Origin of the sequence: Pseudotabrizicola algicola (assembly GCF_010915705.1) — a bacterium.
GTDB classification, from domain to species: Bacteria; Pseudomonadota; Alphaproteobacteria; order Rhodobacterales; family Rhodobacteraceae; genus Pseudotabrizicola; species Pseudotabrizicola algicola.
Map to the genome: position 1 here is coordinate 42,154 of NZ_JAAIKE010000011.1, position 25,764 is coordinate 67,917.

Below are 25,764 nucleotides of genomic sequence, written 5' to 3' on the forward strand. Positions count from 1 at the left end.
GCCGCGGACTGCCCGAGCCCCGGCGTGACAGCCGGGGAACGCCTCCGATTTATGTCTGATGGAGTGCCCGAATGCCGGGAGAGAAGCTGAACGTCTCGACCATCGAGGAAGCCCGCGCGCTGGTGAGGGAACGTAATCCGGCCCATGTGAAGGTGGGGGTCTTCGACGTGGACGGTGTGCTGCGCGGCAAGTACATCGCCCGCGACAAGTTCCTGTCGGCGCTCGATGACGGTTTCGGGTTCTGCAACGCCCTGCTGGGCTGGGACGTCAGCGACACCCTTTATGACAATTCGGTCTTTACCGGTTGGCACAGTGGATATCCAGACGTGACCCTGCGGATTCTGCCCAAAAGCGCGATGGTCCTGCCGTTCGAAAACGAGACGCTGTTCTTCGCGAGCGAGTTCGCCGGCACGGCCGAAGCCATCTGCCCGAGGGGCGTTCTGCGCCGCGTGCTGGCGCGGGCAGAAAGCATGGGCTTTTCGGTCCGTGCGGCGATGGAGTTCGAGTTCTTTATGTTCCAAGAGACCCCAGACACGCTGAAGGCGAAGGATTTCCGGGATCTCCAGACGCTGTCTCCGGGAAGTTTCAGTTATTCCCTTCTTCGGTCGATGGTGCAGGAGGGGCTCTATCAGGAAATCCTGGACACTTTCGGATCCATCGGCATTTCGCTGGAAGGTCTGCACGCCGAAACCGGCCCGGGCGTGGTGGAAACCGCCATCGCTGTGGACGAGGCGATGGCGATGGCCGACAAAGCCTCGATCTTCAAGGCGTTCATGAAGGTACTGGCCCAGAAGCGGGGCTTGATGGCGACCTTCATGGCGAAATGGAACGAGACCCTTTCGGGTCAGAGCGGCCACACACATATGTCGCTTTGGTCGACAGCAGGCCTGCCTCTGTTCCACGACCCCGCGGCGCCCGACGGGATGAGCGAGACGATGCGGCTTTTCCTCGGCGGGCAGCTTGCCTACTTACGTGAGTTCGCCGCGATGGTTGCGCCGAACATCAACAGCTATTCGCGCCTGACGCCCGGCTACTGGGCGCCGACGGCAGCGACCTGGGGCATCGACAACCGGACCGTCGGGATCAGGGTCATCCCCGGCTCGCCTAAGTCGCAGAGGCTAGAGTACCGTGTTCCGGGATCTGACGTGAACCCCTACTTGTCAATGGCCGCCGCGATCGGATCGGGGCTTCTGGGGATCGAGCGAGGCATCGATCCAGGAGCAAGGTCCGTCGGAAACGCCTACGCCCAGGACATCCCCGAATCTCGGCGCCTGCCTGGAAACTTGGAGACGTCGGCTGTACTGCTTCAGCAGTCCGAGGCGGCCATCGATCTATTCGGCCCGGCCTTCGTGCGCCACTTCTCGGACTCCCGCCTGTTCGAGGCACGCCAATACGCCCGTGCGGTCACGGATTGGGAGCTGAAGCGCTATTTCGAGATCCTCTGACCGAAGTGGCAGGACTAAGCAAACTGGAGCGACGAATGAATGCCATCATCCAATGCGTGTCCCCTGTCGACGGTAGCGTCCATGTAGAGCGGACCGCGATGTCCCTCGAACAAGGACGGGAGAGTTTTGCCCGGGCCAAAGCCGCGCAGGCTGGCTGGGAAACGATACCGCTTGCGGAAAGGACCGCGATGCTCGGCAGGGCAGTGGACTATTTCGTCGCGCACCAGGACGCGATCGCGCTTGAGATCTCCTGGCAGATGGGTCGCCCGGTCTCGCAGGCGGTGGGGGAAATTAGGGGGCTGGAGGAGCGCGCGCGCTATATGCTTGGCATCGCGCGACAGGCGCTGGCCCAGGATGAACTTCCACTGAACGGCCTGGCGCTTAGGACGATCCGTCGTGAGGCGCTAGGAACCGTCCTGGTGATCGCGCCCTGGAACTTTCCGCTGCTGACCGCGACGAATGCGATCTTCCCGGCCCTTGCTGCGGGGAACGCAGTGATCTTGAAGCATTCGGCACAGACGCTGCTTTGCGGAGAGCGGTTTGCAGCGGCCTTTGCCGCAGCCGGGATGCCGGAGGGGGTCTTCCAGTTGCTGATGACGACCAACGGCGACACCACCCGGCTGATCGGGGAGGCGCATCACGATCATGCCGTCTTCACCGGCTCGGTTGAGGTCGGGCGTGACTTGCAGAAGGCAAACGCGGGAAGTTTCAGCGGCATTGATCTGGAACTTGGCGGAAAAGATCCGGCCTATGTCCGCGCCGATGCGAATGTCGCCTTCGCGGCAGAGCAGATCGTGGATGGGGCGTTCTTCAATTCCGGTCAGTCATGCTGCGGGATCGAACGCGTCTACGTGCACAAGGCTGTCTATGAGGATTTCGTCGCCAAAGTGGTCGCTATTGTCAGGGCCTATCGGCTGGGCAATCCGACCGACCCGAATGTGACGCTGGGCCCGGTTGTCAGCACGAAGGCAGCGGACTTCGTGCGGGGCCAGATCACCGACGCCGTAGCACAAGGTGCGCGGGCACTAATCGCGCCAGCCGACTTTCCGGCGAGCAAAGAGGGTACGCCCTATCTCGCGCCGCAAGTTCTGGTCGACGTGACGCACGGGATGCGGGTGATGACGGAAGAGAGTTTTGGCCCTGTAGTCGGTATCATGGCGGTGGACAGCGACGACGAGGCGGTGCGGCTGATGAACGAAAGCCGGTATGGCCTGACCACCTCCATCTGGACGAGGGACCTTGCGGTTGCCGAGACAATCTCGCGTCGGATGGAAACTGGGACATGCTTTGCCAATCGTTGCGACTACCTTGATCCGGGCCTTGCCTGGACTGGCGTCAAGGACACCGGGCGTGGGTGTTCGCTGTCAACGCATGCCTACGCTCACCTGACGCGACTGAAGTCCTACCATTTCAGGACACAGCCGGATTGAAGAGGCGCGTCGGGCCAGCCCGGATCAGTCAGCTTTTCCAGCCCGGCGCAGGACTTCGGTAACGGCAGGACCGTCGAGCGCGCGGCAGACGAGCCCGGCAGGCTTTATCGAGGTCAGCGGCTCTGCCGCCAGCATCGCGTTCAGGATCGCCTCGTCAGTGGCCTGCACTACGGCTTCGTATGCCGGGTCCATTTGTTCGTCATTCAGGTGCCGGAATGTCTGAACGGTGGTATCGAACTGCGGCAACGGCCGTCCGTTCGCCGTGCTAAAGGCGAGGAAGATGTCGCCTGAGCTGTTGCCTCCCGGCGTTCCGGACCGGCTGATCCCGATTGCGGCGCGGCGTGCAAGTCTGGAAAGCTGGTCTGGCCGCAGGGGCGCATCGGTGGCGACGATGACGATGATCGATCCGCGTTCCTGACCCAGAAACGCATCCTCGGTCAGAATTGTGCCCACGGGTTCGCCAAGGATTGTAAGCCATTCCCGTCTGCCGTGGTTGGCCTGGACAAGGACCCCGAAGGTGAGCTCACGGTCGCCGATCCGAACTAGGCGCGACGATGTGCCGGTGCCACCCTTGAACTCGTAGCAGATCATTCCGGTCCCGCCGCCAGAGTTGCCTTCCGTCACAGGGCCTCCGCGTGCGCCGGTGATTGCCGAAAGAACGTGGTCGGCCGAAACGTGGAAGCCGTTGATATCATTCAAAACGCCGTCGTATGTTTCGGCGATGACCGGCATGGCCCAGAGGTGATTGTCACGGAATGCCTCGCCGTAGTGCGAAACGATCCACCTAGTCGCGGCGTGGTGCGCCGTTCCGACGGCATGAGTGTTGGTGATGCAGATCGGGCCCAGGAAATGTCCGGCGTCCCTGATCCAGTGCGCCCCGGTCATTTCGCCGTTTCCGTTCAGAACATGCAGACCGGCGTGGGCAATCTGTGGCACGGGATTGTGGCCGAACGGCAAGATCGCGGTAACGCCGGTTCGCACTTTTCCTTCGGGCTGAAGGAGCGTCGTCATGCCCACCAGAACTCCTGCAACATCGGTTATTGCGTTCGATGGCCCCGTCCTTCCTGTCAACTTCCAGCCCAGTTCGCGAGCACGTTTGCGCATCATTTCGGCATTCCTTCACTTGCTTGGCGTGAGTTCGCTAAACTTCTTGCCAGACTCCGGATCTTATGTATTTTGATTATAGCAAAAAACAAGAACGACTCATCGGGGAGCGTTGACCATATGGGGTTCCTGCAGATCCTTTCTGCCCGCAAAGTGTACCAGACACCCGAAGGCTCATCGGTTCAGGCACTTGACGATGTTACTATCAACATAAGGAACAATGAATTTCTCACGCTGCTAGGTCCGTCCGGTTGCGGCAAGACCACCTTGTTGAAGTGCATTGCTGGTTTCGAGGATTTGGACGGTGGTGATCTAATCCTGGACAGCAAAAGTCTGCGGAGCGTGCCACCGCACAAGCGGCCGTTCAACACGGTCTTTCAGAATTATGCACTGTTCCCGCACATGACGGTCGAACAGAACGTGGCCTATGGGATGGAAGTGGCTGGTGTATCTAAGGTCGAGCGTGACCGCCGCGCGGGCGAGGCGCTGGACTTGGTGGGGCTCTCGGGGTTTGGAGGACGACGTCCGACGCAACTGTCGGGTGGCCAGCAACAACGCGTCGCACTTGCCCGGTCGCTGGTCTTGAAGCCGAAGGTCCTTCTCCTAGACGAGCCTCTGTCGGCGCTGGACCGAAAGATGCGCGAGACCATGCAGATCGAGCTAAAGAACCTGCAGCATGCCGTGGGGATCACATTCGTCTTCGTAACGCACGATCAGGAAGAAGCGCTTGCGATGTCCGACCGAATTGCGGTGCTTGCGCAGGGACGGCTTCAGCAACTGGATACCCCGACCGAGGTTTACGACAAGCCTGCAAACGAATTCGTTGCGAATTTTGTCGGGACGTCGAACATGTTCGCGGGCACCGTCGCGTCCATAAGCGGCGACCGGGTGATCCTGGAGACTGGGAACGGGCGGCGGCTGGCGGCAACCAGCACGGCGTTTCGGGTCGGTGACCAGGTAAGGCTTGTTCTGCGGCCCGAACATCTGACGATCCTGGCCCGGGACGAAACGGGCGATGCCGACGTTCCGGCAATCGAAGGCCGGGTCAGGGAGACAGTCTTCGTGGGCTCGACAATGCAGGTCCACGCCGACATCGGGCACGGACGTACAGCGCTTGTTTCGCATCCGCATACCCGGCGCGGGTCCAGCGACATCGCTCCGGGTGCCGAGGTCCGCATCGGCTACTCGGCGGCGTCCGGCCACCTGATTCCGATGCGGAGCGCTTGACATGGCGGGCGATCGTTTCATGGCGGCGCGGAAGCGGAACGCGCTTCTCCTACTGCTCGCGCCCATCTCGATCATTCTGGGGATATTCTTTTTGATCCCGCTGGGAATCGTCGTTGTCTACAGCTTTCTGGAGCCGGGACTTTACGGGGGCGTGGAGTGGACCTGGTATCCCTATAATTACGGTCGCATTCTGGGATGGCCGCTAAACGATTATGAGGAATTCGACCCGATCTACCTGAAGATATTCGCCACGTCGCTGAAATATGCCTTGATGACGGTCGTGTTCTCGCTGCTGATCTGCTACCCGGCGGCGTTCTGGGTTAGCCGCAGAAGCGAACGCTGGAAGGGGTTCGTCCTTTTCCTGATCACCTTGCCCTTCTTCGCCAGCCTGCTCATTCGGATTTATGCGTGGCTGCTGCTTCTACGACCGACCGGCTTTGTGAACACGGCGCTGGAAGCTGCAGGAATCATTTCCCAACCGCTCGATCTGCTGTTCTCGGGCACGGCAGTGGTTCTGGGCATGGTCTACATCTTCACGCCGTTCATGTTCCTTCCGATCTACGCGAACGTGGAAAAGCTCGACTTCTCGCTGGTGCGGGCGTCGCAGGACCTCGGGGCAAGCCCAATCCAGACCTTTCTGCGTGTCATTCTGCCGCTGACTGCACCCGGGATGGTCGCGGGTTCGATCATCGTATTCATCCCTGCCCTTGGAAACTTCATCGTGCCCTCTCTTCTGGGTGGGGCAAAGGTCCAGATGACCGGCAACCTCATCGAGCGCTCCTTCCTTCAGTCGCGGGACTGGCCATTCGGCTCGGCGTTGGCACTGCTGATCATGGCATCGGTCGTCGTGGTGCTGATGATCCAGACCGTCAAAGCCGGTCGCGCAAAGGGCGGGAGACCAGCATGAAGAACAAGCGCCAGATGTTGTGGTCGGCTTTGCTGAAGGGTTACGGGGTCCTCTTCCTCGTCTTCCTTTACCTGCCGCTGGGCTTGATCGTCGCCTTCTCGTTCAACGCCAACCCGATCAACGTCGCCGAATGGACCGGCTTCACGCTGGACTGGTATGCTACGATCTTTCAGGGAGCGAGCGTCGAGGGCAACTTCGATGCCGCCTTTACGGAATCGCCCGAGCGCATCTTCGACGTGATCCGGACCAGCTTTGTCGTCGCCCTGTCGGCGGCTAGTGCGGCGACGGTGATCGGCACTGCGACGGCGCTTGCGCTTGCGCGGCACAAGTTCTTCGGCAAGCGGTTCTATCAGGCGTTGCTGTTGCTGCCGATGCTTGTCCCGGACATCGTGCTGGGGATCGCCCTGCTGATCTTTTTCGTCGGCGTCGGGATCGAGCTTGGCCTGATGACAATCATCATTGGCCATGTGACCTTTCTATCAAGCTATGTCTTCGTCGTCGTGTCGGCACGGCTGGCGGGCATGGACACCACGTTGGAGCAGGCCTCGGCCGATCTGGGTGCCGGACCGCTCACAACGTTCCGGCGCGTGACGCTGCCGCAGATTATGCCAGGCGTGGTGGGCGGTTTCCTTCTGGCCTTCATCATCTCGCTCGACGACGTGGTGATCACCTACTTCATCGCGGGCGTCGGCTCGCAAACACTGCCACTGTTCATCTTGGCGATGATGCGGCGGGGCCTGCGGCCGCAGATCACGGCACTTGCCGTCTTGATCCTGCTGTTCTCGCTGATCGTCGCCAGCATCGGCCTGATCCTGCGCAATCGCAAACCATGAAAACCAACACCAACACGGGAGAGACCTGCATGACACTGACATCGAAGGCTATTCGGACACTCGGCTCGGCCGCGATGCTTGCGCTGATGAGTCAAGGGGCAGCCGCGGAAGGCAAGCTGAACCTCTACAACTGGGGCGATTATATCAACCCGGAGCTGATCGACGCATTCAGCAAGGAATTCGGAGTCGAGGTGACGCTGGACACATATTCGACCAACGAGGAGATGCTTGCCCGCATTCAGGCAGGCGCCGCAGGCTACGACCTGGTCTGGCCGTCGGTCCACATGCACGACATCATGCAGCAGCTGGGCCTTTTGCAGCCGGCCAATCCCAACCAGATGCCGGGCTGGGAGAATATCGATCCGGCCGCCCTGCGGTCGCAGGCCGACCCCAACGGCGATTACTGCATGCCCTATGCCTGGGGCGCGGTCGGCATCTTCTACAACAAGAAGCTGATCCCGGAGTTGAAGAGCTGGGATGAGTTTTTCGCCTATGCAAATGCGAACCCCGGGAAAGTGACGATGCTTGACGACCTGCGCGAAACGCTCGGCGTCGGACTGATCATGACCGGGTCGTCAGTCAACTCGCGCAATCCTGATGAGATCGCCAAGGCTGAGGCCTTCATCGCCGAACAGGTACCGAACATCGGCGCCTTTCGCTACGATGTGATCCCGCTGGTGACCTCGGGTGACATCGCGGCAGGCCACTACTACGTAGGTGCCGTGCTGAATGTTCTGCAGGACCCCGAAAACCTCGGCTACGTAATCCCTGCAGAAGGTGCGACGATGTACCAGGAAGACATCTGCATGCTGGCCTCCGCCCCAAACGTCGAGAATGCCAAGCTCTTCATGCAGTTCATGATGCGGCCGGAGAGCGCTGCCAAGAATGCCGAGCGCTTGACCAACGGGACAGTAAATACGGCGGCACTCGACCTCCTTCCGGAAAACCTGCGGAGCAACCCGTCGATCAATCCTCCCGCAGAAGTGCGCGCCAAGCTGCAGATTTTCGAGGACCTGGGAAAGGACCTGCGGCTGTACACGAAGGCCTGGGACCGGATCAAGACCAATTGATCTGAAGAGGCGGGTGGCGGGGCGGCGTCGCCCCGTCCGTTATTAGGGGACAAAGATGAGCCGCTACCGCATCGACACATCCGATCTTCCATTCGCGCGGGAGTTCCTTGCCGATCCCATTGGTTATCACAGCCCCGGATTGCAACGCGTGCTGAACGTGATGCGAGGATCCGGTATCGCCGATGCAACCGGAGATCGCTACAAGTACGTGCTCGTCGTCGAGGATCGTCACGGAAGATGGCGGCTGGGACGCCTGCCCCTGGAGCGTGGAGTGCCGGTCGAGCTGGTCGACGATATCATCTACACCGACTTGATCGAGGCCGAGCGAGACGTGTTCCGTCGCCGCTGGCGAGATCTGACGGGAGAGGACCTCGACAAAGCCCTTTCGCAAGCATGAGGACCAAGTGATGCTTCCGATCGTTGCATACACCGATAAGCTAACTGTCGCAGCAGGTGAGTCCATTTCCGTCATGGTCGGCGCCTTCGGTGCGCGCCAGTATGTCGCCGACCTTCGTCGGATCATCCAGGGCGACACCAATCCCGAGGGGCCGGGTTACCGCGACGAGCCGATCGCCCTCGATCTGGGGGGAGTTCGCAATGCTGTGGCGAAGGGGTTCCATCCCGGTTCCTGCGTGATCATTCCCGGTCAGGGAATGCTGGCGGACCTGAGCGCCTTCACATTGGCCGCAGCCATTTATCCCACGCTCCTTGACGGGCGAGAGCGCTGCGTGATCGCCTTGCCGGGCTTTGCACGCATCGGGATCGAGCCGTCGGGCAGGATCTTCGGGGAAGCCTTTGGTGTCCGTCTTGAGGCTGAGATTCCCGCCAGGGTAAATACGTGGCAAGTCGTGACCTTTGCCGCATCGGAAGCGGGCGATTTGGTACTGTCGATGGAATGCGACAGCACCTCATCGGGCGGCTCCATGAAGGCCTCGGTCGTTCGCGGCAAGGCGGTCTTGGCCGCGTGTGCGGCTGACGAGGTTCTGATCGCGGCCAACCGAGGTGCCGACGGCCAGCCGGTCGCGTTCTTCGACGGCAAGATCGACCGCCCTGCCCTTTTCGCGACTGCCCTGCCCCATGCGACGGTCCGGGCGCTGCTGATGGATTTCGAGCCCCAGTCACGTCATCCGGGCCTGCGCGCGGCCTGGGATTTCTCGCGCCGCATGACGACTGAAGTTATCTACGACGTCTCGCCGTTCCAACTGCACGGGCGCATCCACAACGCCCCGGCCCGTGCAATGACAGGTTGGCAATGGCGCGGTCAGGAACTTGATTGGAAAAAGCGGCCTGATCTCTATTCGGCTATCCATTTCCATTCGACTGACCTCTACGATGCAGGCTGGGAAGTCGATTTCAGCGTTGCGCTGCCCGGAGACCTGAAAAGCGGAGTCTACGCCATTAGGCTTATCCCGGACGGGATTGAAGAGGATGCGTACTACTGCGTCTTTGCGCTGCGCCCCCCACGAGATCGGCTCACAGGTAACTCGGTAGCCTTTCTCTTTCCAACCTGTTCCTACTTGGCCTATGCCAACCACCGACTGGGGATGGACGTGCCGGGAACTGAGATCGGGATGGGTCGCGTGGTTGAAATGGACCGTCACCACATATTTCTGCAATCCAACCCTGGCATCGGGTTTTCGGTCTACGAAGTGCACGGGGACGGCAGCGGCGTCTTCCACAGTTCGCGCCTGCGTCCGATCGTCGACCTTCAGCCGAAGGTCAAGTCATTCCTAGGCGGGTTCGGATCAAACGTCTGGCAGTTCAATGCGGATACGCACATCCTGGGTTGGCTCGACTTTATTGACCAGGACTATGACGTCATTACGGACGAGGATCTGCATGCAGAGGGCCTGCGACTTCTCCAGCGCTACAATGTGGTGATTACCGGCACCCATCCGGAGTACCACACGCGCCAGATGATCGAGGCGCTTCAGGGCTTCACTGACCGTGGCGGGCGACTGATGTATCTGGGGGGGAACGGGTTCTACTGGGTGGTCAGTTTCAACGAGGACATGCCGGGTATCATGGAGTGCCGGAGGTCGGAAGCCGGCATCCGACCGTGGGAGCCCGGTCACGGCCAGTTCTTCCATGCCTTCACGGGCGAGTACGGCGGGCTCTGGCGTCGCAACGGTCGGCCGCCGAACGCGTTGTGCGGCGTCGGGATGACTTCGCAGGGGTTCGACATCTCGGAGCCATACATGCTGACCCCAAGCGCATCCAACCCGCGCGCAGCCTTCATCTTCGAAGGAGTGGACTGTGGTACGAGCATCGGTGCCTTCGGCCTTGCCGGCGGGGGCGCGGCGGGACTGGAAGTCGACCGGGCGGATGCTACGCAGGGAACGCCCGCTCATGCGTTGGTCGTGGCATCGTCGGTCCGGCATACGGACATATACCTGATGACGCCGGAGGATCTTCTTGACCCGACGCCCGAATGGTCGGGAACTCAGGCCGAGATCATCCGCGCCGACCTCACCTTCTTCGAGACGGAGGGAGGCGGGGCAGTGTTCTCGACCGGCTCGATCGCTTGGGCGGGTTCTATGGCCTGGAACGGCTACCACAATGAGATTGCCGCAATCACGGCAAACGTCTTGCGCCGATTCAACGATCCAGTTCGTTTTGAGATTCCAGTGGACAAACAAACCTGACAGAGAGTAGCCCGACGCCGCGACACAATCATCAGGATGTAACGATGGAGGCCAAGAGCGACCTGCAACTGAGGCTGGTCCGCCAGGTGCTTGAGCTGATTGTGGACGGTACGCTGAAACTGGGCGACCCCCTCAGGGAAGTGGAGCTTTCGTCGCAGTTCGGCGTGTCACGGAGCCCGGTGCGAGCTGCCCTGTCTCAGCTTGCCGGTCTTGGCGCGGCGGCTCGCGGGGGCAGTCGCGGCATGCAGGTAGCGCTCGACAGTGGCTCAGCGCGGACTACGTTGGAGAACTTGCCGCTAGAGGATGAAGACCAGATTCGGGAGCAGATCGCGAAAGACTGGTTCGAGGGCCGCGTTCCGCGGGAGATCTCAGAAAAGTCATTCCGGTTGCGGTACAACTTAGGAAAGATGACTTTGACCCGGGTCCTAACGGCTCTGTCGGACGAAGGGATCATCTCGCGGATGCCGGGATACGGCTGGCAGTTCGAACCGACGCTAAACACGCTAGAATCCAACGACGCGAGCTATGACTTCCGGCTGCTCATCGAACCAGGCGCGATACTACAGCCGAGCTTCGTTTTCGATGCGGCGGGTGCTGCGGCGATCCGCGCTCGCCACAATCGTATCCTGAGCGACGAGGAGCACAACCTAGCCGAACTGTTTCGGCTGGACGAGGAGTTTCACCTGTTTATCGCAGGCTGTTCACGCAACGGGTTCGTCGTACAGGCCGTTGCTCAGCAGAACAGGCTGAGACGGCTTCTGGAATATGCATCCCTGATCGATACTGGCCGTTTGAACAGCTCATGCCAAGAGCATGTCGAAATCCTAGATGCGCTGCATGCGGGCGACCGCACCTACGCGGCTAACATAATGCGAAAGCACCTAGAGGCAGCCAAGGCGGCCCCACCCTCCTTCACGGTCGGCCGATGAGGCATCAACGTCGCTCGCGATACCTTACGCAGAAAAACTCGGCGCAAAGTTTGAACACCGCAGCCGCGCTTGGGTATTCAGCGTGTGTATCGAGTAAGAATCTTCTCCAGTTGTCGCGTTGCCCTTAAATTGGGTCATCCTCAATTTGTGTGGTGCAGAGGAAGCATTCGGGCCCTGAGCAAGTTCGGGCCGGCTCGCCCATACATCGCGCGCTTCAAGGTCTTCAATCGGTTGATCTGGCCTTCGGCTTGACCATTGCTCCACTCCATTTCGATCGCATTCCTGACCGCATCAATGTCTCTGTTCAAGGTTCGGGCGAACCGCACGATGGGCGCCAGGTCCGTTTCGATCGCATCGTCGATCCAGGCGGGCAGCGGGTCTGCTTTTCGACCACGCAAGATGCCATTGAAACGCATGGCGAGGCGCCGCATTGTTGTGAAGGCAGGCGAGCCTTCCTTGAGAACTTCGACTTTTCTCGCCTGTTCCAAGGTGAACTTTCCTCTTGGTTTGATGCAGAGTGCGGCCGCTATAACCGGGGAAATCGCGTGCCCGGTTTCCGGGTCCCGGACCGGTGCAAGGATCTGATCTTCCTTGATGGGTCCCTCCTGTTCCTGTTTTTCGGCTCTGCGCCATCCGGCCAAGAGCCGCTGCAAGTTTGACAGGCTGCCCTCGTAACCACGTTCTTGGATCAAAGGGAGCAGTGCATTGCCGCTGCGAATACCGTTCTCCCAGCGTTGCTTCAGGTACTCTTCAAAATACCATGCAGACGAGCGTTTGAGGACCGCGCGCTTTCGGTCCGGTGGCGTCTCGAACTGCAGCCATTTCGCGACGCTACGTCGGGGAAACCCCGTCCTCCGCCCGATCTCGCTGCACGTCAGCCCTTGCTGCCGAAGTGCCCGAATTGTCTCGTATATCTCCTCGCGAGACTTGCGGTGCGCAAGACGTGACTTCAGAAGGTTACTGGCCGTGCTGATGTTGTCTGCATCGGAGAGCAATGCTCTGCCAGTCGCGCGACCGTGCAAGTTCATTTGCTCCTCGATGGCCATGCGAAGGTTCTGCACGATATGAAACCGGTCGGCGACCTGTTCCGCCTGCGGCGCTCCTTTTCGGGCGGCTTGGGCGTAGAGACCGCAGCGATCCCGGCTTATGACTTCCACCTCAGGATGACGCCTTAGCCAGTCGGTGCATGTGACGACATCACGATCTTCGAGAACATCGATGACGGCGCGACGCTCGAGGTCGATGATGATCGTCCCGTAGTTCTGCGACTTTCGCCAACTCCAATCATCGATCCCGATGATCCGTGCGCGTGGTGGAACAACTTGAGCTGCGCGTAGCAACTGTCGGAGAATAGTATCGTCACTGACCCGGATACCCAGTCGCCGCAAGAGCCGTTCAGCTGGGGTGCCGCCAGCGGCGTGCGCCACATGGCCTAAGAGTTGCGCCTGTCGAGACGTCCGGCGCGCATAAGGGGTCGCCACCGCCGCCTCGCGATCGGAGAACGTGCGGCGGCGGCAATCCGAGTTCAAACATCGCCATCGACAAACCCTGAGCTCGATCCAAACCGCTTGGCCCTGAGCAGGAAAATCCTCGATCCGCCGGCACCTCCAACCATGTCGCTGTCTTGAGGGCGTCCCGCACTCAGGGCAGGTGCCATTCGGAGCCAGTCTGCCAGATACGACCCATGCACCCGTCTCAGACTGGCGGACCTCACCAACCTCCACGTTGGCGGTTGGAGCCCAATGCTTCTTCGATACCACGGCCTGATCCCTTCAATCTGTGAAACTCGGTCAGACCGTGACACACAATTTGAGGATGACCCGAATCAAGGGCTACGCGACACCGGCGAGCAGCGCGGCCGTTTTGTCCACTATCGCCTGAGCGATCAACGTCTGAATGATCTGTTTTTGCTTAGCGACGAGCTGCTGACGGAGACCGCGTGCGCCGTAGATACCTGCGGGAACTATGGCACAAGCTGATCCAAGCGGGTTATTGCTGGCGCAGCGCTCCATTTTGCGGTCCCGCCGATTTCAGGTCGCGCATGAGGCATACCTTCCTCGGCAGCACACCGGCGCGTATCGTCGTTCCCGGCCATGCAAGTCCAGGATCGGGCCGCGGACCTGATCCGTTTCGAAGGGCCTGACGGACAGGTCGTCACGTTGCCGCCGCTGGCCTTCTACACCTTGATGGACCCTATTCCCGGGCGCCGCGCAAAGGCGAGGCTAAACGTTACGCCTGCGGCGATGTGCAGGAGGCGGCGCTGGCCCATCTGAAGCATATTCGGCTCAAGATTGCCGATCTTCGGCGCATGGAGCGTACGCTTGCCGATACGGCCGCAAGCTGTGAGGGCGGAACGGCTGCCGACTGCCCGATTATCGACGTGCTCAGCCGGGCGCCGGGCTGATGATTGCCATGTCGCGACAAGCCGCGGATTCTCACGGCTCACACGACATAGCGGTCCCAGCTCCCATAATGCTCCTTACTACGGGGACCGCGCGGCAGGCTAAGGGCGATCAGGAGAATGCCGGTGATAACGCTTGCCCCCGAAGCGAGCGGCGCCGCGCCGATAAGCAGCCAGGGCGACGCAATCAGCCACAGCCCAAAGGCTACGTTGATGAAGCGCAAGGGCCGCGCGACTTCCGCCATAGCCATCACGGCAACGGTGACAATGAGCGCGCCGACCAGATGATCGCTGTCCGCCATCGGTGGCTCGGTACCGAACGCTAGACGGCTGAACATCAGCCAAAGGCCAACGGCAGCGCTTCCAACGAGCGTCCACGGTACAGCCACCCCACGGGTCGCCGACTTGATGGTGCCCCCGAGATCGGAATCGAAGCCGGACTGCTTGTCCTCGCCGCTGCCGGGCAGCGCGTCGCCCTTGAAGAAGGATCGCCAGAACGGTCGTCCGCGCCGCTTGTTTAGGACCAGGAACTGCCCCATCGCCACGAGCTCATCGAGCGAATATGGAATCATGATCAGCATCGCGAGCGCAGCCAGCAGGCACAGCGTGCAATAAGTGCCGATAACGATCGGCTGAATGATGATGAAGTAGATCGATATGACACCGAGCGGCACGACGACAATGCCGAACAGGAGGACCATCCATGGCATCGTACGCCAGCGGGCGCGGCCTCCCATGACGCCCATTAACACCTCAAACATGTAAGTGGTGGCGCCCAGACCACCATCCGCAATTGGCCAGGCTTTGGAAACGTCCGAGGTGATAATATACTCGGTGCCATTCCGGACCGCATCGCCGGAAAAGAACGGTTCCCAGACGCCATCGATATGGCCCAGCTGATAGGCGGCAAGCACGCGGGAAATAACGAACCCAATGGCGCCAAGCGCGATGATCGGCAGGCGCTGCAAATAGGTTGAGGGCGAATAGGTCCAGCCAGGGGGCATGTCGGAGGAGTCCATCATGCCTTCGTGGCTCATGCCTGGCATCATCGGCACGAGGATGGCAAAAGTAATCACGAGTGCGCCCACCAATGTGTCATTGGCATAAACGGCGGCGTTTGGGGTCCAGAAGATGAGTGGTGTCGCTTTGCAGTTAATCGGGGTCTGCCTCACTTTGTGTGGAGATCGGACAATTGGATGGGCATCATCCGCGCTCTGAGAAGCTCTGCACCCGCTCGGCCATACATAGCGCGCTTGATCGTCTTCAGTCGGTTGATCTGACCTTCCGCTTGACCATTGCTCCAAGGCAGGTCGATGGCGTTACAGACGGCGTCGATATCGCGGCGAAGGACGCGGGCAAAACGGGCCAGGAAAACCAGGCCAGAATGAATGGCATCATCAATCCAATCTTCGAGCCTTGCCGAATTTCGGCTATGAAATATTCCGCGAAACCGCATGGATAAGCTGCGCAAAGTCGCAAAGGTATCTGATCCCTGCTTGAGGGCGTCCACTTTCCGCTCTTGATTGACGGTCAGCGCGCCGCGCGGCTTGATGCAGAGAGCAGCGGCGACAACCGGCGAGATCAAGTGACCAGTGTGGGGATCACGCACGGGCGCATTATCATGTGTGCTGTCGACGAGGCCAATCCGAGCCGGCGCCGCATCATCCTTATCCTATTCCGGTCTCTCGGCGCGGCGCCAGGTTGCCAGGAGGCGTTCAAGATTTGAAAAGCTGCCGGTGTACCCGCGATGCTTGATGTCATGAAACAGATGCCGTCCACGGCGGTTGCCGTCCTTCCAACATTGGGTGAGAAAGGCTTCGAAATACAGGGGAGATGTCGGCTGCAACGCTCCCCTGCGTCGGTCGGGTGGCGTTTCAAACGTCAGCCATTTCGCGATGCTGCGGCGGCCATATCCAGTGCGACGCGCAATCTCCGAGCAGGTCAGGCCTTCTTTGCTCAAGGCGTGCACCGTCTCGAACACCTCCTTCCGGGACTGCCTATGTGTCCGTCGAAGCTGATTGCGCAACCGCATTCCAGGCGCCTCCTCATGCAAAGCTCGATCGTCATGATCAGTCTCGATGTCCTCGTCTGGCAGCAGTGCCCTGCCTGTAGCTCGGCCGGAGAGGCTCATCTGTTCCTCGATCGCAAGACGCAGGTTCTGGAAGAGATGAAAGCGGTCAGCCACCTGAGACGCTTGCGGGGCACCTTCACGAGCAGCCTGCGCGTATAGCCCGCATCGATCTCGACTGACCACCTCAATGGAGGGATGCCGCTTCAACCATTGTGCAACGCTCGCCACGCTCCGGTCCTCGAGAATGTCCATGACCTTTCGGCGCTCGAGATCAACGATGATCGTGCCGTAGCGCCACGATTTCCTCCAACTCCAGTCATCGATACCGATGATCCGAGCGGGGGGCTCGTCGTCGATCTGTAAAGCCATGCGCTTCAAGTGCCGAAGGATGGTGTCGTCGCTGACCGGCATCCCGAGCTGGTTCATCAAGCGCTCTCCCGGGCGTCCGCCTGTGCCGTGCCCCAGAAGGCCGACTATGTTGGCGACCCTCTTTGTCCTGCGGGCGTAGGGCGAGGCAATATCCGGGATCGGGTCCGAGAATGTTTGCCGCCCGCACTGCCGATAACTGCAACGCCAGCGGCTCAACCGAAGCCTTACCGTCACTTCATTGCCTTGGATCGGCAGGTCCTGAAGACTGCGGTACGACCAGCCGTGCCGACGTGCGCTCTGTTTCCTGCAATCTGGACAAATGCCCGAGGATGGTCCGCAAGCCGACACAACCCAGTCACCGTCGCCGTTGGTTGCGATGCTTTGGACCTTGATGCCCGGACCGGGCGACCATTTTGATTTTGTTCTCATGCACGCCAATAGCGAAGTGCCTGCTAACGATCTATTAACCACACAAAGTGAGGCAGACCCCTTTACAAGGAGACGCCGGTTAGAGCGCCCAACATCGGCGGTGAGGGCAGCTGACCAATAACGCAGCCCGAACAGGTGAATCCCGGTTGGCCGCAGCGTGCGTTCCTGCTCAGGCAGGAACGTCAGCCAGAAACGCATCCGGCCCTGGGGAAGTCGAAGCGGTATCACGTCCTCGTGCTCCCGCCATACTGCAATCGGCGGCCGGCCCAAGCTGGCGTGTATCGAATGGTGATAGGAGCCGACAATGTCCAGCGCGATGTACCGCTCGAGCTCGCGCAAAGTGATGCTGGTTGGCCTACGAGAACGTGTTGTTGCCGCACAGACGCAGCTTGCGAATAGTATTCGCGGATATGCAGCCGAGTTTGGGCTGACCGCCGCCAAAGGTATGTCTCATATTCCGCTGCTTCTGGAACGCATCAGGATCGATGACGCAATCCCTGATCTGGCACGAGACCTATTTGCATCACTAGCAGTTGAGTTTGTGCAGTTGAATGAGCGGCGCAAGGAACTGGAGGGAAAGCTGATGGCTTGGTACAGGAACAATGAATGCTGCCGCCGTCTCGCAAAAATCCCAGGTGTCGGGCCGATTGGTGCAGCACTCCTGGTGATGAAAGCACCGGCGCCAGAATTGTTTGCATCTGGCAGACAATTTGCCGCCTGGATGGGATTAACGCCCAAGGACCATTCCACTGCGGGCAAGGTCAGGCTCGGTATTATTACGAGGGCCGGAGACGAGGTATTGCGCAAAACCTTGGTAGTGGGCGCGACGTCATTGCTTCGGCATGTGAGAGTGGGACGCGGAAGGAATGCTTCGCCATGGCTCACGGAATTACTCAAGCGCAAGGCCCCTAAACTGGTCGCTGTCGCGCTGGCCAATAAGATTGCCCGGATTGCCTGGAAGTTGATGGTGACTGGTGAGGTCTACCGCCGAGACGATGGGACAACAAAGTTGGCAACCGCAGCATAAGAGACCAGGCAGCCATGGTGAACTGACGATAGAAGCCGCCGTGTTGCTCTGACGCGTGAACTTGCAGGAAACGAGGAGATGGTGTGATCGATCGATCCAAGACGCGGGATACTCCGTAAGAGCCAATGGCCAACCTGGTCGAATACCTGTTTGGACCCCACGTCGCGGAAACCATCTTGGCCAGCGTTCATGTGCGAGCGCAACAACAGGCCGGACATATGAACGCAAGCGATCCGATCAAAACCATCATAGGAATTCTTGCAAAGAGGGGGCCGTCCACATATGGCTCTTCAACAATTTGCGCATCAGCCGAAGAGCGGCTCCCTTGTTTCTGCGGCTTTGCAGCAGAGCATCGAGAACGTAGCCGTTGGCATCGACGGCGCGCCACAGCCAGTATTTCTTGCCCTTGATCGATACGACCATCTCATCGAGATGCCATTTGTCTGCGAAGTTGCCGATCGACCGCCGCTTGAGTTGGTGGGCGAATTTCAGGCCAAACTTAGTCGTCCATTCTGAGACGGTCTGAAACGAGACGGCAATGCCGCGCTCGGCAAGCAGGTCTTCGATATCGCGCAGGCTCAGCGGGAACCGGTAATAGAGCCATACCGCATGCGCGATGATCTCGGCTGGAAAGCGGTGGCGTTTGTATCGGGCGGACGCATCGTCAGTCATGCCGATAGACTATTGCCTCGATCCGCACCAGCCGGTTAAGGCGACGCCTCCCTGCCGCACTCAAGCAGCACGGCGGAGCCGATTCGCCAGTACGCGCTGGGCGTCCCCGTGCCGCTTCTTCAACTACAGTACTGTCGAGATCGGCAATAGCGCCACCGAACAGGCGATCCGGCCAATCGCATTCGGCTCTAAGGACCGGTTGTTTGCTGAAGCGGACAAGGGCGTCGCTCTCGTCGCTCATCGAAACCGCGAAGCTCAACGGCTATTGCCGTAGTACATCGCCCAGCACCCTCACCGGACGTTTACCAGGCACTCTGGTGTCGGCTTCCCCTCGTATCTCTGACGCCTCCGTGATCGACGTGAAAGAAGGAATCACAGTCGATTCATAGGGCACAAAGACTATGAACGATGTAGGTAATTGAGGGTTTGGGCGGTCGGATGCATTAGTGCGATAGTATTTTCGAAAGAAACATTTGCGCTCGCTCACTTCGAGGAGTGCCGAAAAAGTCACTCTTCGTCGCATCTTCGACAATTTCGCCCTTGTCCATAAAAATTACGCGGTCTGCTACCTTCTTCGCAAACCCCATTTCGTGCGTGACAACCATCATGGTCATCCCTTCCTGCGCGAGTTCGACCATAACGTCGAGCACTTCGTTGATCATCTCAGGATCGAGTGCTGAGGTGGGTTCATCGAAAAGCATGCAAATCGGGTCCATGACAAGCGCACGCGCAATCGCCACGCGCTGCTGCTGGCCTCCCGAAAGCTGGCCAGGGAATTTTTCCGCGTGCGCCTTCAGCCCAACTCGATCAAGGAGTTTCATAGCCTTTGCCATCGCCTCATCGCGGCGCCGGCCAAGTACCTTCATCTGACCCAGGCAGAGATTCTCATAAATTCGGAGGTGGGGAAAAAGTTCGAAATGTTGGAAAACCATACCCACCCGGGAGCGAAGCTTCGTAAGATTCGTCTTCTTGTCAGTAACTTCAACCCCGTCGAGAACAATTCTCCCCTCTTGGATGGGCTCCAAGGCATTAACGCATTTAATGAGCGTTGATTTCCCGGACCCGGATGGACCGCAAATCACGACAACTTCGCCCTTGTTGACGTTTGTCGAACAATCCGTCAGCACGCGAAAAGACTGCCCGTACCATTTGCTAACATGGCTGAGTTCGATCATGGCTGCTCCTTCGAGCGGACGCGAGGTGTTGGGGGACACTTGGGATTGGATCGTAGCAGACATTTGATCACCGTATGATTGCTGTGCGCGCTTCGAGGCGCTTGACCAGGAAGGAGGCGGCGAATGAGATCACGAAGTATATGATCGCCGCGAAGAGATACATTTCCACAAGGCGACCATCGCGCTGTGCGACTTTAGAAGCAGCACCGAGGAAGTCTGTCAGCGAAATGACATATACGAGAGATGTATCTTGAAAGAGGATGATCGTTTGCGTCAACATGACCGGCAGCATATTGCGGAATGCCTGCGGCAGAACGATATAGCCCATCACCTGTGAGTAGTTTAACCCTATTGCATACCCGGCGCCGGTCTGTCCGCGAGGGATCGACTGGATTCCGGCTCGCATGATTTCTGAGAAGTATGCTGCCTCGAAAAGGGTGAACGTGATGAGTGCCGACGCAAATGCGCCCACGGCGATCGGCTGGCTCGCTCCGATGAGCCAGGCCCCAATATAGGGGACGAGGAAGTAGAACCAGAAAATTACAAGTACGAGCGGAAGAGACCGCATCAGGTTCACGTACCCGCCGGCGAGTGTCGACAAGGCTTTGATCGAGCTAAGCCGCATGAGTGCTAGGAGGGTTCCAAGCACGATCCCCCCGATGGTGGCGAGCGCGGTCAGTAGCAGCGTGAAACGCATGCCATCCCAGAATAGATAGGGAAGAGAACGGGCGATGACGTCGAAGTCAAAACTATAGAACATCGTTAACGCCCCGCAGTATAGCCAGGTACAGCAACCCGGTGTTCAAGGTAGAGCATCCCGATCGTTACCAGGATGTTGACAGTGAGATAAAGGACAGTCGCGACGGTGAACGCCTCGAATATCTGAAAGGTGAATTCCTGCATGGCTCGGGCGCGGGCAGTGAGTTCTACCAGTCCGATCGTGAGTGCCACCGACGTATTCTTGATCGTGTTCAGGAACTCAGACGTCAGTGGAGGCAGGATGATCCGAAATGCCATTGGCAGCAGAACATATCGATAGGTTTGCGGTGTCGTAAGCCCGATTGCGGCACCCGCCAGCTTCTGACCACGGGGCAGTGAGCTGATGCCCGCACGGAGCTGTTCCGCGACTCGTGCCGACATATAAAAGCCGAGCCCCAAGACCGTCGTCCAGAACGCCGAATTTGGCAACGCTTTCAACCAGTTGCCCATGCTTTGCGGTAGCAGTTCAGGCAACACGAAATACCAAAGGAAAAGCTGTACAAGGAAAGGAATGTTGCGAAACAATTCCACATATGCGCTCGCAATCCTTTGGGCAGGCCCGGACGGCATCGTCCGCATCACCCCGACGACAAAACCCAGTGCCAGCGCAAGAAGCCATGCACCTACTGCGGTGACTAGCGTTACTTGCAGACCCCGCAACAGCATTTCCAAGTAACTACCCGACCCATCCAGCGATTGCTGGAAGAGAATTCCCCAGTTCCAGTTATAGTTCATAGAGCCCTCCGTACGCTCCAAGCCTCATGGCGACGTTCTTTCGCCATGAGGCAGTTGTTGGAATTATTGCAGGTAGGAGGCCGTGTCGGCGGAGTCGGAAGGGTTCTCGAACGCGCGCTTCAATGCCGGGTCAAGCGGGACGTTCAGGTTAAGCCCGCGGGGCGGGATGGCCTGGTTGAACCACTTGTTGTAGATATCCAGCATCTCCGGGCTCTTGTAGAGCGCGGCGGTCGCGTCATCTACGAGTTCCTTGAACTCCGCATCGTCGCGACGGAGCATGATTGCATAGGGTTGGGGATTGGAAAATGCCTCCTGCGAGATTGCATAGCCGGACGGATCGCGCGACCCGGCAACGAGCGAGGCCAGCAGAATGTCGTCCATCACGAATGCTGCCGCACGACCCGTTTCGACCATAAGGAACGCTTCCGCATGGTCGTTTGCGGCAATGATGTTCATGCCGAGTTGCTGCGCCGTATTCACTTCGTTCAGCTCTTGGATATTGACCGTTCCGGATGTCGACACGACTGACTGGCCTTTGAGGTCGGCAATCGAGCTGAGATTGCTCGATTTCTTGGCAACGAACCTGTTTGCAGTCAGAAAGTATGTATTGCTGAACGCCACCTGCTTCTGGCGCTCTGCAGTATTGAAGGTTGAGCCGCACTCGAGATCAACGGTCCCGTTTGCGATCAACGGGATGCGCGTTGCCGAAGTAACGGGGTTAAATCGCACCTCAAGCTTATCAAGCTTGAGCCGCTCTTTGACGGCGTCGACGACCTTCAGGCAGATATCAACAGCATAACCGACCGGCTGCTGCTTGTCGTCGAGATATGAGAAGGGCACGGACGAGTCGCGGTTGCCGACCGTGATCACTCCTGTGTCCTTGATCTTTTTCAGCGTTCCGGTGAGATCATCTGCCGACGCACCACCACACATTGCTGTCATGACGACTGCAAAAGCACAAAGTTTCTTCAACATCGTATTCCTCCAGAGGTTGCAATTAGAAAGAGATAGCTGGCTGCTGGTTTCTTGGTCGCGTTGCAGACCCATGTGGCGGATGTTCAATATCCAATTGGTACGTTGCCTTGCGACTGCTCCCAAACAGAAAAGGCACCGGCCACGACACACCGCCTCACAACACGGTCAGTCGCATGTGACGTTCACGCAAACCATTTTGACCGTCGCTGCCTCTTCCTAGAGGGTATAATAAATGCTATAGGTGACTGCCGGTCAAATGCATTATAGCGGCCGATCTATGTGCAAATATTATATGATGGAGAAGATTATGCTGAAGCATAGGCAGGTGGAGGCGTTCCGCGCGGTCATCATCAGCGGTTCAGTGTCGACTGCGGCGGACATTCTCGGAATCACTCAACCTGCGGTCAGTCGGCTCGTGAAAGATTTGGAATACGAGACGCGCTTGAATTTGTTCGAACGCTCTGGAGGTCGACTTGTTGCAACCGGCGACGCGATGGCCCTCTATCGCGAGATCGACCGCTCATTTGTTGGACTTGAGCGTATCGCCGGCTTGGCGCGCGATTTGAGAGAAAGACGAGGAGGTTCTCTGCGCATCGCGGCACTGCCGGGACTAGCAAACGGGTTCCTGCCGGCCTTTGCCGCAGGTTTTCTTGCCAAAAGGCCATCGTTAAATATGTCGCTTCACGGCATGAATTCTCATTTCGTCCTCGAATGGATCAGCACCGGCCATTGTGATCTCGGAATCGTCGAGAACACGCAACTCACCAACGTCACCATCGAAGAACTGCCACCCTGCGATATGGTAGCGGTGCTCCCTCTCCAACACCGGCTCGTGGAACGCGAGCGAATCGTTCCCGAGGACTTTGACAATGAGGATTTCATCTCACTCATACAGCCGTCGGTAATGCATGTCATGGTCGATGCCATAATGCGCGAGCGAGGAATAATCAGACGTATTAAGGCTGAAACTCCACTCTCCATGATTGTTTGTGGTATGGTTTCAGCAGGATTCGGCGTTTCGATCGTCGATCCGTTTACTGCCGATAGATATTCTTCATCTTTGGTAGTTCGGCCAATCGATCCGCCAATCTCTATCAATTGGACAATCGTGCTACCGACGCACATAAAAGCGTCTTCGATTACGAACGAGTTTATAGTCGAGTTTCGAAAAAGCTTTCGAAATTTTCTTTCGGAGCGATCGACTTCAGCAAAGCTTGCCTAGCCGTATGTTATCCTCATCGTCATGAACGACTGATATCGCGAAAATGGGTTTGGGGGCACATTCTTCAGCGCGGTCACTACAGAGTGCGGGCTGATCTGGCAATCCAAGTCCGACGTCAAGCCATCTCCCTCAATGTCAATCGCGCGCAGAACTAAAGCTCCACTTCCAGGGCGAGCCCTCGCGCCCGAGCAATATCCACCGCAACTGACGCCACCGCGAGATCCTGGAGGCCAACGCCCGTGCCGTCGAACAACGTGATCTCCTCCGGCGAGGTCCGCCCCGGCGCCAGGCCGGCGATCACCGCGCCGAGCGGCGTGATGTCGCCGGTCGCGATCAATCCCTGCGCCACCGCGTGCTGCGCCTCACCGATGGTGACGGACTGTTCAACCTCATCGGCAAAGAGCCGAGCGCGTGGGAAAAGAGCCGCCTCTACTTCCTGCTTCCCTTTAGTGTCGGTCCCCATGCAAGCGAGATGGGTTCCTGGGCGAATATGCCCGGAAAGAAGAATCGGTGCGAAGCTGGATGTGATCGTGATGATGACATCGGCCTGTGCCCCGAGTTGTGGCAGGTCGACCACCTCGAAAGGCAGGCCGAGTTCGACCGCCGTGTCGGCCAGCCGCGACAGCATTTCGGGGTGCAAGTTCCAACCAACCACCTTGTCGAATTTGCGCGCCCGCACTGCGGCGCGCATCTGGAAGGCGGACTGGTGACCGGCCCCGACCATGCCGAGCACGCGGGCGTCGGGGCGGGCCAGATGCTTGATCGACACCGCCGAGGCGGCGGCCGTGCGCAGCGCGGTCAGCAGGTTACCGCCGACCGCCGCCTTGATCCGGCCGGTGTCCGGGTCGAACAGCAGCACCGTGGACTGGTGGTTGGTCAAGCCCTTCGCCATGTTGCCCGGCCAGTAGCCGCCCGCCTTGACCCCAAGGACGAGCCCCGCACTGTCGAAGCCAGCCTTGAAGCCGTAGAGCGCGTCGGCATAGCCGATCGCCTCTCGGATGACGGGGAAGTTACGGGCCTCGTCTCGCGCCATGGCAGCGAAGACGCTTTCGATGGCTTCAAAGACAGCGGCCTCGCTCATGAGGTCGGAGATCAGACGCTCCGGTACGATGATCATGGATTGACTCCTCCAAGAATAACACCGGAGCGCCCAGTTGCGCTTCGCAGGTACGTTCTCAATACGCCTTGCCGCGTGCCGACACCGGCCAGACCGTCTCGACCTTACCGTTGCGCACCCCGACATACCAGTCATGGACGTTGCAGGTCGGATCGCAATGGCCGGGCACCAGCCTGAGCTTGTCGTTGACCTTCAGCACGCCCTTGGGGTCATCGATCACACCGTGCTCGTCGCTGCACTTGATGTATTTCACGTCGTCGCGGCCGTAGATGAAGGGCAGGCCGCTGTCGACCGATTGCGCCTTGAGGCCGGCGTCGCAGATGGCGCGGTCGGGCTTGGCGTGGCTCATCACGCTGGTCAGGATGAACAGCGCGTTCTCCCATTCGCCCTTGTCGATGCGGTGGCCATCCTTATCGAGGATGCGGCCGTAGTCAGCGTCCATGAAGGCGTAGGAGCCGCATTGCAGCTCGTTATAGACGCCCGAGCCCGTCTCGAAATAATAGGAGCCGGTGCCGCCGCCGGAAACCAGTTCCGGCTCCAGCCCGACAGCCTTCAGGCCCTCGACGGCGTCCTTGACCATGGCGATCGCCGCGTCGAGCTTCTCCTTACGCGCCTCATAGCTGTCGATGTGCTGCATCGCGCCCTGGTAGGCTTGGATGCCGGTGAACTTGAGGCCCGGCGCCGCGTCGGCGGCCTGGGCGATCTTCACGACGGCGTCGGTCGAGGTGACGCCGCAGCGGCCGGCGCCGCAGTCGATCTCCACGAAGATTTCGAGCTGCGTGCCGTGCTTTTCGGCGGCAGCAGACAGGTCAGCGATGTTGGCAACGTCATCGACGCAGACGATGATGCGCGAGCCGAGCTTGGGCAGGCGGGCCAGCCGGTCGATCTTGGCCGGGTCGCGCACCTGGTTCGACACCAGCACGTCCTTGATGCCGCCGCGCACGAAGACTTCCGCCTCGCTGACCTTCTGGCAGCAGACGCCGACCGAGCCGCCGAGCCTCTCCTGCAGTTTCTGCACGTCAACCGACTTATGCATCTTGCCGTGGCTGCGATGGCGCATACCGTTCGCCTTGGCGTAATCGCCCATCTTGCGGATATTGCGCTCCAGCGCGTCGAGGTCGAGGATCAGGCAGGGCGTCTGGATCTGGGATTCGTCCATGCCGGGGACCGCCGGCACGTCGAAACCGACGTCGAGTTGTTCAGTTTGAGTCGTCGCGTTCAT

20 protein-coding genes and 4 pseudogenes are annotated in these 25,764 nt (G+C 59.2%); 12 read left to right on the forward strand and 12 right to left on the reverse strand.

The genetic code is table 11. The annotated features are described in order from the left end of the window. The first annotated feature begins 71 nt into the window (after positions 1–71). Both G3572_RS19730 and G3572_RS19735 read left to right on the forward strand, forming a co-directional pair. Entirely contained in the window at positions 72–1,445 is a 1,374-nt protein-coding gene (locus G3572_RS19730; RefSeq protein WP_164615117.1) for a glutamine synthetase family protein, read from the forward strand. 35 nt (positions 1,446–1,480) lie between these two features. Next, positions 1,481–2,875: an aldehyde dehydrogenase family protein gene (locus G3572_RS19735; RefSeq protein ID WP_164615119.1), complete on the forward strand. Its 1,395-nt coding sequence runs from the start codon at positions 1,481–1,483 to the stop codon at positions 2,873–2,875. Positions 2,876–2,899: 24 nt separating this feature from the next. On the opposite strand, the gene G3572_RS19740 is transcribed toward G3572_RS19735, so the two are convergent. After that, positions 2,900–3,982, reverse strand: coding sequence for a DmpA family aminopeptidase (locus G3572_RS19740; protein ID WP_164615121.1), 1,083 nt, complete (start codon positions 3,980–3,982; stop codon positions 2,900–2,902). Positions 3,983–4,099: 117 nt separating this feature from the next. Between G3572_RS19740 and G3572_RS19745 the strand changes: the two genes are divergently transcribed. The 7 genes from G3572_RS19745 to G3572_RS19775 are packed head-to-tail and all read left to right on the forward strand — an operon-like array spanning position 4,100 to position 11,590. After that, the gene (locus G3572_RS19745) at positions 4,100–5,206 is read left to right on the forward strand and encodes an ABC transporter ATP-binding protein (protein WP_164615123.1); all 1,107 of its coding nucleotides are present in this window, start codon (positions 4,100–4,102) and stop codon (positions 5,204–5,206) included. Between the two features lies 1 nt (position 5,207). Continuing rightward, positions 5,208–6,113, forward strand: a complete 906-nt coding sequence (locus G3572_RS19750) for an ABC transporter permease (RefSeq protein WP_240335650.1) — start codon at positions 5,208–5,210, stop codon at positions 6,111–6,113. After that, positions 6,110–6,946 (forward strand): ABC transporter permease, encoded by an 837-nt coding sequence (locus G3572_RS19755; RefSeq protein WP_164615125.1) that lies wholly within the window; start codon positions 6,110–6,112, stop codon positions 6,944–6,946. The genes G3572_RS19750 and G3572_RS19755 overlap by 4 nt, the downstream gene beginning before the upstream one ends. A 29-nt stretch (positions 6,947–6,975) precedes the next feature. Continuing rightward, entirely contained in the window at positions 6,976–8,016 is a 1,041-nt protein-coding gene (locus tag G3572_RS19760; RefSeq protein ID WP_164615127.1) for an ABC transporter substrate-binding protein, read from the forward strand. A gap of 55 nt (positions 8,017–8,071) precedes the next feature. Continuing rightward, positions 8,072–8,413 (forward strand): N,N-dimethylformamidase alpha subunit family protein, encoded by a 342-nt coding sequence (locus tag G3572_RS19765; RefSeq protein ID WP_164615129.1) that lies wholly within the window; start codon positions 8,072–8,074, stop codon positions 8,411–8,413. A gap of 10 nt (positions 8,414–8,423) precedes the next feature. Continuing rightward, complete coding sequence (locus tag G3572_RS19770; RefSeq protein ID WP_164615131.1) at positions 8,424–10,661, forward strand: N,N-dimethylformamidase beta subunit family domain-containing protein; 2,238 nt, start codon at positions 8,424–8,426, stop codon at positions 10,659–10,661. 44 nt (positions 10,662–10,705) lie between these two features. Further along, positions 10,706–11,590 (forward strand): GntR family transcriptional regulator, encoded by an 885-nt coding sequence (locus tag G3572_RS19775; RefSeq protein ID WP_164615133.1) that lies wholly within the window; start codon positions 10,706–10,708, stop codon positions 11,588–11,590. 140 nt (positions 11,591–11,730) lie between these two features. Here G3572_RS19775 and G3572_RS19780 read toward each other — a convergent pair whose 3' ends face one another. From G3572_RS19780 to G3572_RS22405, 4 genes and pseudogenes are all read right to left on the reverse strand, one after another. Then, the gene (locus tag G3572_RS19780) at positions 11,731–13,350 is read right to left on the reverse strand and encodes an ISL3 family transposase (RefSeq protein ID WP_435530993.1); all 1,620 of its coding nucleotides are present in this window, start codon (positions 13,348–13,350) and stop codon (positions 11,731–11,733) included. A gap of 682 nt (positions 13,351–14,032) precedes the next feature. Then, entirely contained in the window at positions 14,033–15,079 is a 1,047-nt protein-coding gene (locus G3572_RS19785; protein WP_205518830.1) for a vitamin K epoxide reductase family protein, read from the reverse strand. Positions 15,080–15,159: 80 nt separating this feature from the next. Beyond that, positions 15,160–16,860, reverse strand: a pseudogene (locus tag G3572_RS19790) (ISL3 family transposase). A gap of 99 nt (positions 16,861–16,959) precedes the next feature. Further along, positions 16,960–17,058: pseudogene (locus G3572_RS22405) on the reverse strand (Mu transposase C-terminal domain-containing protein); the annotation flags it as partial. Between the two features lie 100 nt (positions 17,059–17,158). On the opposite strand from G3572_RS22405, the pseudogene G3572_RS19800 reads away from it, so the two are divergent. After that, a pseudogene (locus G3572_RS19800) lies at positions 17,159–17,887 on the forward strand (IS110 family RNA-guided transposase); the annotation flags it as partial. Between the two features lie 285 nt (positions 17,888–18,172). Here G3572_RS19800 and G3572_RS19805 read toward each other — a convergent pair. After that, a pseudogene (locus tag G3572_RS19805) lies at positions 18,173–18,559 on the reverse strand (IS6-like element ISRsp9 family transposase); the annotation flags it as partial. Here G3572_RS19805 and G3572_RS22410 point away from each other — a divergent pair. Next, positions 18,558–18,833: an IS66 family transposase gene (locus G3572_RS22410; protein WP_164615135.1), complete on the forward strand. Its 276-nt coding sequence runs from the start codon at positions 18,558–18,560 to the stop codon at positions 18,831–18,833. The pseudogene G3572_RS19805 and the gene G3572_RS22410 sit on opposite strands and share 2 nt — an antisense overlap. Positions 18,834–19,002: 169 nt before the next feature. Here G3572_RS22410 and G3572_RS19815 read toward each other — a convergent pair whose 3' ends face one another. The 4 genes from G3572_RS19815 to G3572_RS19830 form a co-directional block, all read right to left on the reverse strand. Further along, the gene (locus G3572_RS19815; RefSeq protein ID WP_041544187.1) at positions 19,003–19,734 is read right to left on the reverse strand and encodes an amino acid ABC transporter ATP-binding protein; all 732 of its coding nucleotides are present in this window, start codon (positions 19,732–19,734) and stop codon (positions 19,003–19,005) included. A gap of 67 nt (positions 19,735–19,801) precedes the next feature. After that, positions 19,802–20,494, reverse strand: a complete 693-nt coding sequence (locus tag G3572_RS19820; RefSeq protein ID WP_011578820.1) for an amino acid ABC transporter permease — start codon at positions 20,492–20,494, stop codon at positions 19,802–19,804. 2 nt (positions 20,495–20,496) lie between these two features. Continuing rightward, positions 20,497–21,228 carry an amino acid ABC transporter permease gene (locus G3572_RS19825; protein ID WP_164615137.1) on the reverse strand — a complete coding sequence of 244 codons (732 nt, stop codon included), beginning with the start codon at positions 21,226–21,228 and terminating at the stop codon, positions 20,497–20,499. Between the two features lie 63 nt (positions 21,229–21,291). After that, positions 21,292–22,203, reverse strand: coding sequence for an amino acid ABC transporter substrate-binding protein (locus tag G3572_RS19830; RefSeq protein ID WP_164615139.1), 912 nt, complete (start codon positions 22,201–22,203; stop codon positions 21,292–21,294). A 292-nt stretch (positions 22,204–22,495) separates the two neighbouring features. On the opposite strand from G3572_RS19830, the gene G3572_RS19835 reads away from it, so the two are divergent. After that, complete coding sequence (locus G3572_RS19835; protein ID WP_205518827.1) at positions 22,496–23,425, forward strand: LysR substrate-binding domain-containing protein; 930 nt, start codon at positions 22,496–22,498, stop codon at positions 23,423–23,425. 151 nt (positions 23,426–23,576) lie between these two features. Here the strand turns inward: G3572_RS19835 and bhcD are convergent, their stop codons facing one another. Then, positions 23,577–24,542, reverse strand: a complete 966-nt coding sequence (bhcD, locus tag G3572_RS19840) for an iminosuccinate reductase BhcD (protein WP_011578816.1) — start codon at positions 24,540–24,542, stop codon at positions 23,577–23,579. Positions 24,543–24,600: 58 nt separating this feature from the next. Then, complete coding sequence (gene bhcC / locus G3572_RS19845; RefSeq protein WP_055976388.1) at positions 24,601–25,764, reverse strand: 3-hydroxy-D-aspartate aldolase BhcC; 1,164 nt, start codon at positions 25,762–25,764, stop codon at positions 24,601–24,603.

Coding starts and splice junctions, on each gene's coding strand:
- G3572_RS19730 (WP_164615117.1), top strand. CDS start 72: ATGCCGGGAGAGAAGCTGAACGTCTCGACCATCGAGGAAGCCCGCGCG.
- G3572_RS19740 (WP_164615121.1), bottom strand. CDS start 3,982: ATGATGCGCAAACGTGCTCGCGAACTGGGCTGGAAGTTGACAGGAAGG.
- G3572_RS19815 (WP_041544187.1), bottom strand. CDS start 19,734: ATGATCGAACTCAGCCATGTTAGCAAATGGTACGGGCAGTCTTTTCGC.
- G3572_RS19745 (WP_164615123.1), top strand. CDS start 4,100: ATGGGGTTCCTGCAGATCCTTTCTGCCCGCAAAGTGTACCAGACACCC.
- bhcD (WP_011578816.1), bottom strand. CDS start 24,542: ATGATCATCGTACCGGAGCGTCTGATCTCCGACCTCATGAGCGAGGCC.
- bhcC (WP_055976388.1), bottom strand. CDS start 25,764: ATGAACGCGACGACTCAAACTGAACAACTCGACGTCGGTTTCGACGTG.
- G3572_RS19755 (WP_164615125.1), top strand. CDS start 6,110: ATGAAGAACAAGCGCCAGATGTTGTGGTCGGCTTTGCTGAAGGGTTAC.
- G3572_RS19830 (WP_164615139.1), bottom strand. CDS start 22,203: ATGTTGAAGAAACTTTGTGCTTTTGCAGTCGTCATGACAGCAATGTGT.
- G3572_RS19750 (WP_240335650.1), top strand. CDS start 5,208: ATGGCGGGCGATCGTTTCATGGCGGCGCGGAAGCGGAACGCGCTTCTC.
- G3572_RS19775 (WP_164615133.1), top strand. CDS start 10,706: ATGGAGGCCAAGAGCGACCTGCAACTGAGGCTGGTCCGCCAGGTGCTT.
- G3572_RS19825 (WP_164615137.1), bottom strand. CDS start 21,228: ATGAACTATAACTGGAACTGGGGAATTCTCTTCCAGCAATCGCTGGAT.
- G3572_RS19820 (WP_011578820.1), bottom strand. CDS start 20,494: ATGTTCTATAGTTTTGACTTCGACGTCATCGCCCGTTCTCTTCCCTAT.
- G3572_RS19835 (WP_205518827.1), top strand. CDS start 22,496: ATGATGGAGAAGATTATGCTGAAGCATAGGCAGGTGGAGGCGTTCCGC.
- G3572_RS19770 (WP_164615131.1), top strand. CDS start 8,424: ATGCTTCCGATCGTTGCATACACCGATAAGCTAACTGTCGCAGCAGGT.
- G3572_RS19735 (WP_164615119.1), top strand. CDS start 1,481: ATGAATGCCATCATCCAATGCGTGTCCCCTGTCGACGGTAGCGTCCAT.
- G3572_RS19765 (WP_164615129.1), top strand. CDS start 8,072: ATGAGCCGCTACCGCATCGACACATCCGATCTTCCATTCGCGCGGGAG.
- G3572_RS19760 (WP_164615127.1), top strand. CDS start 6,976: ATGACACTGACATCGAAGGCTATTCGGACACTCGGCTCGGCCGCGATG.
- G3572_RS22410 (WP_164615135.1), top strand. CDS start 18,558: ATGCCGATAGACTATTGCCTCGATCCGCACCAGCCGGTTAAGGCGACG.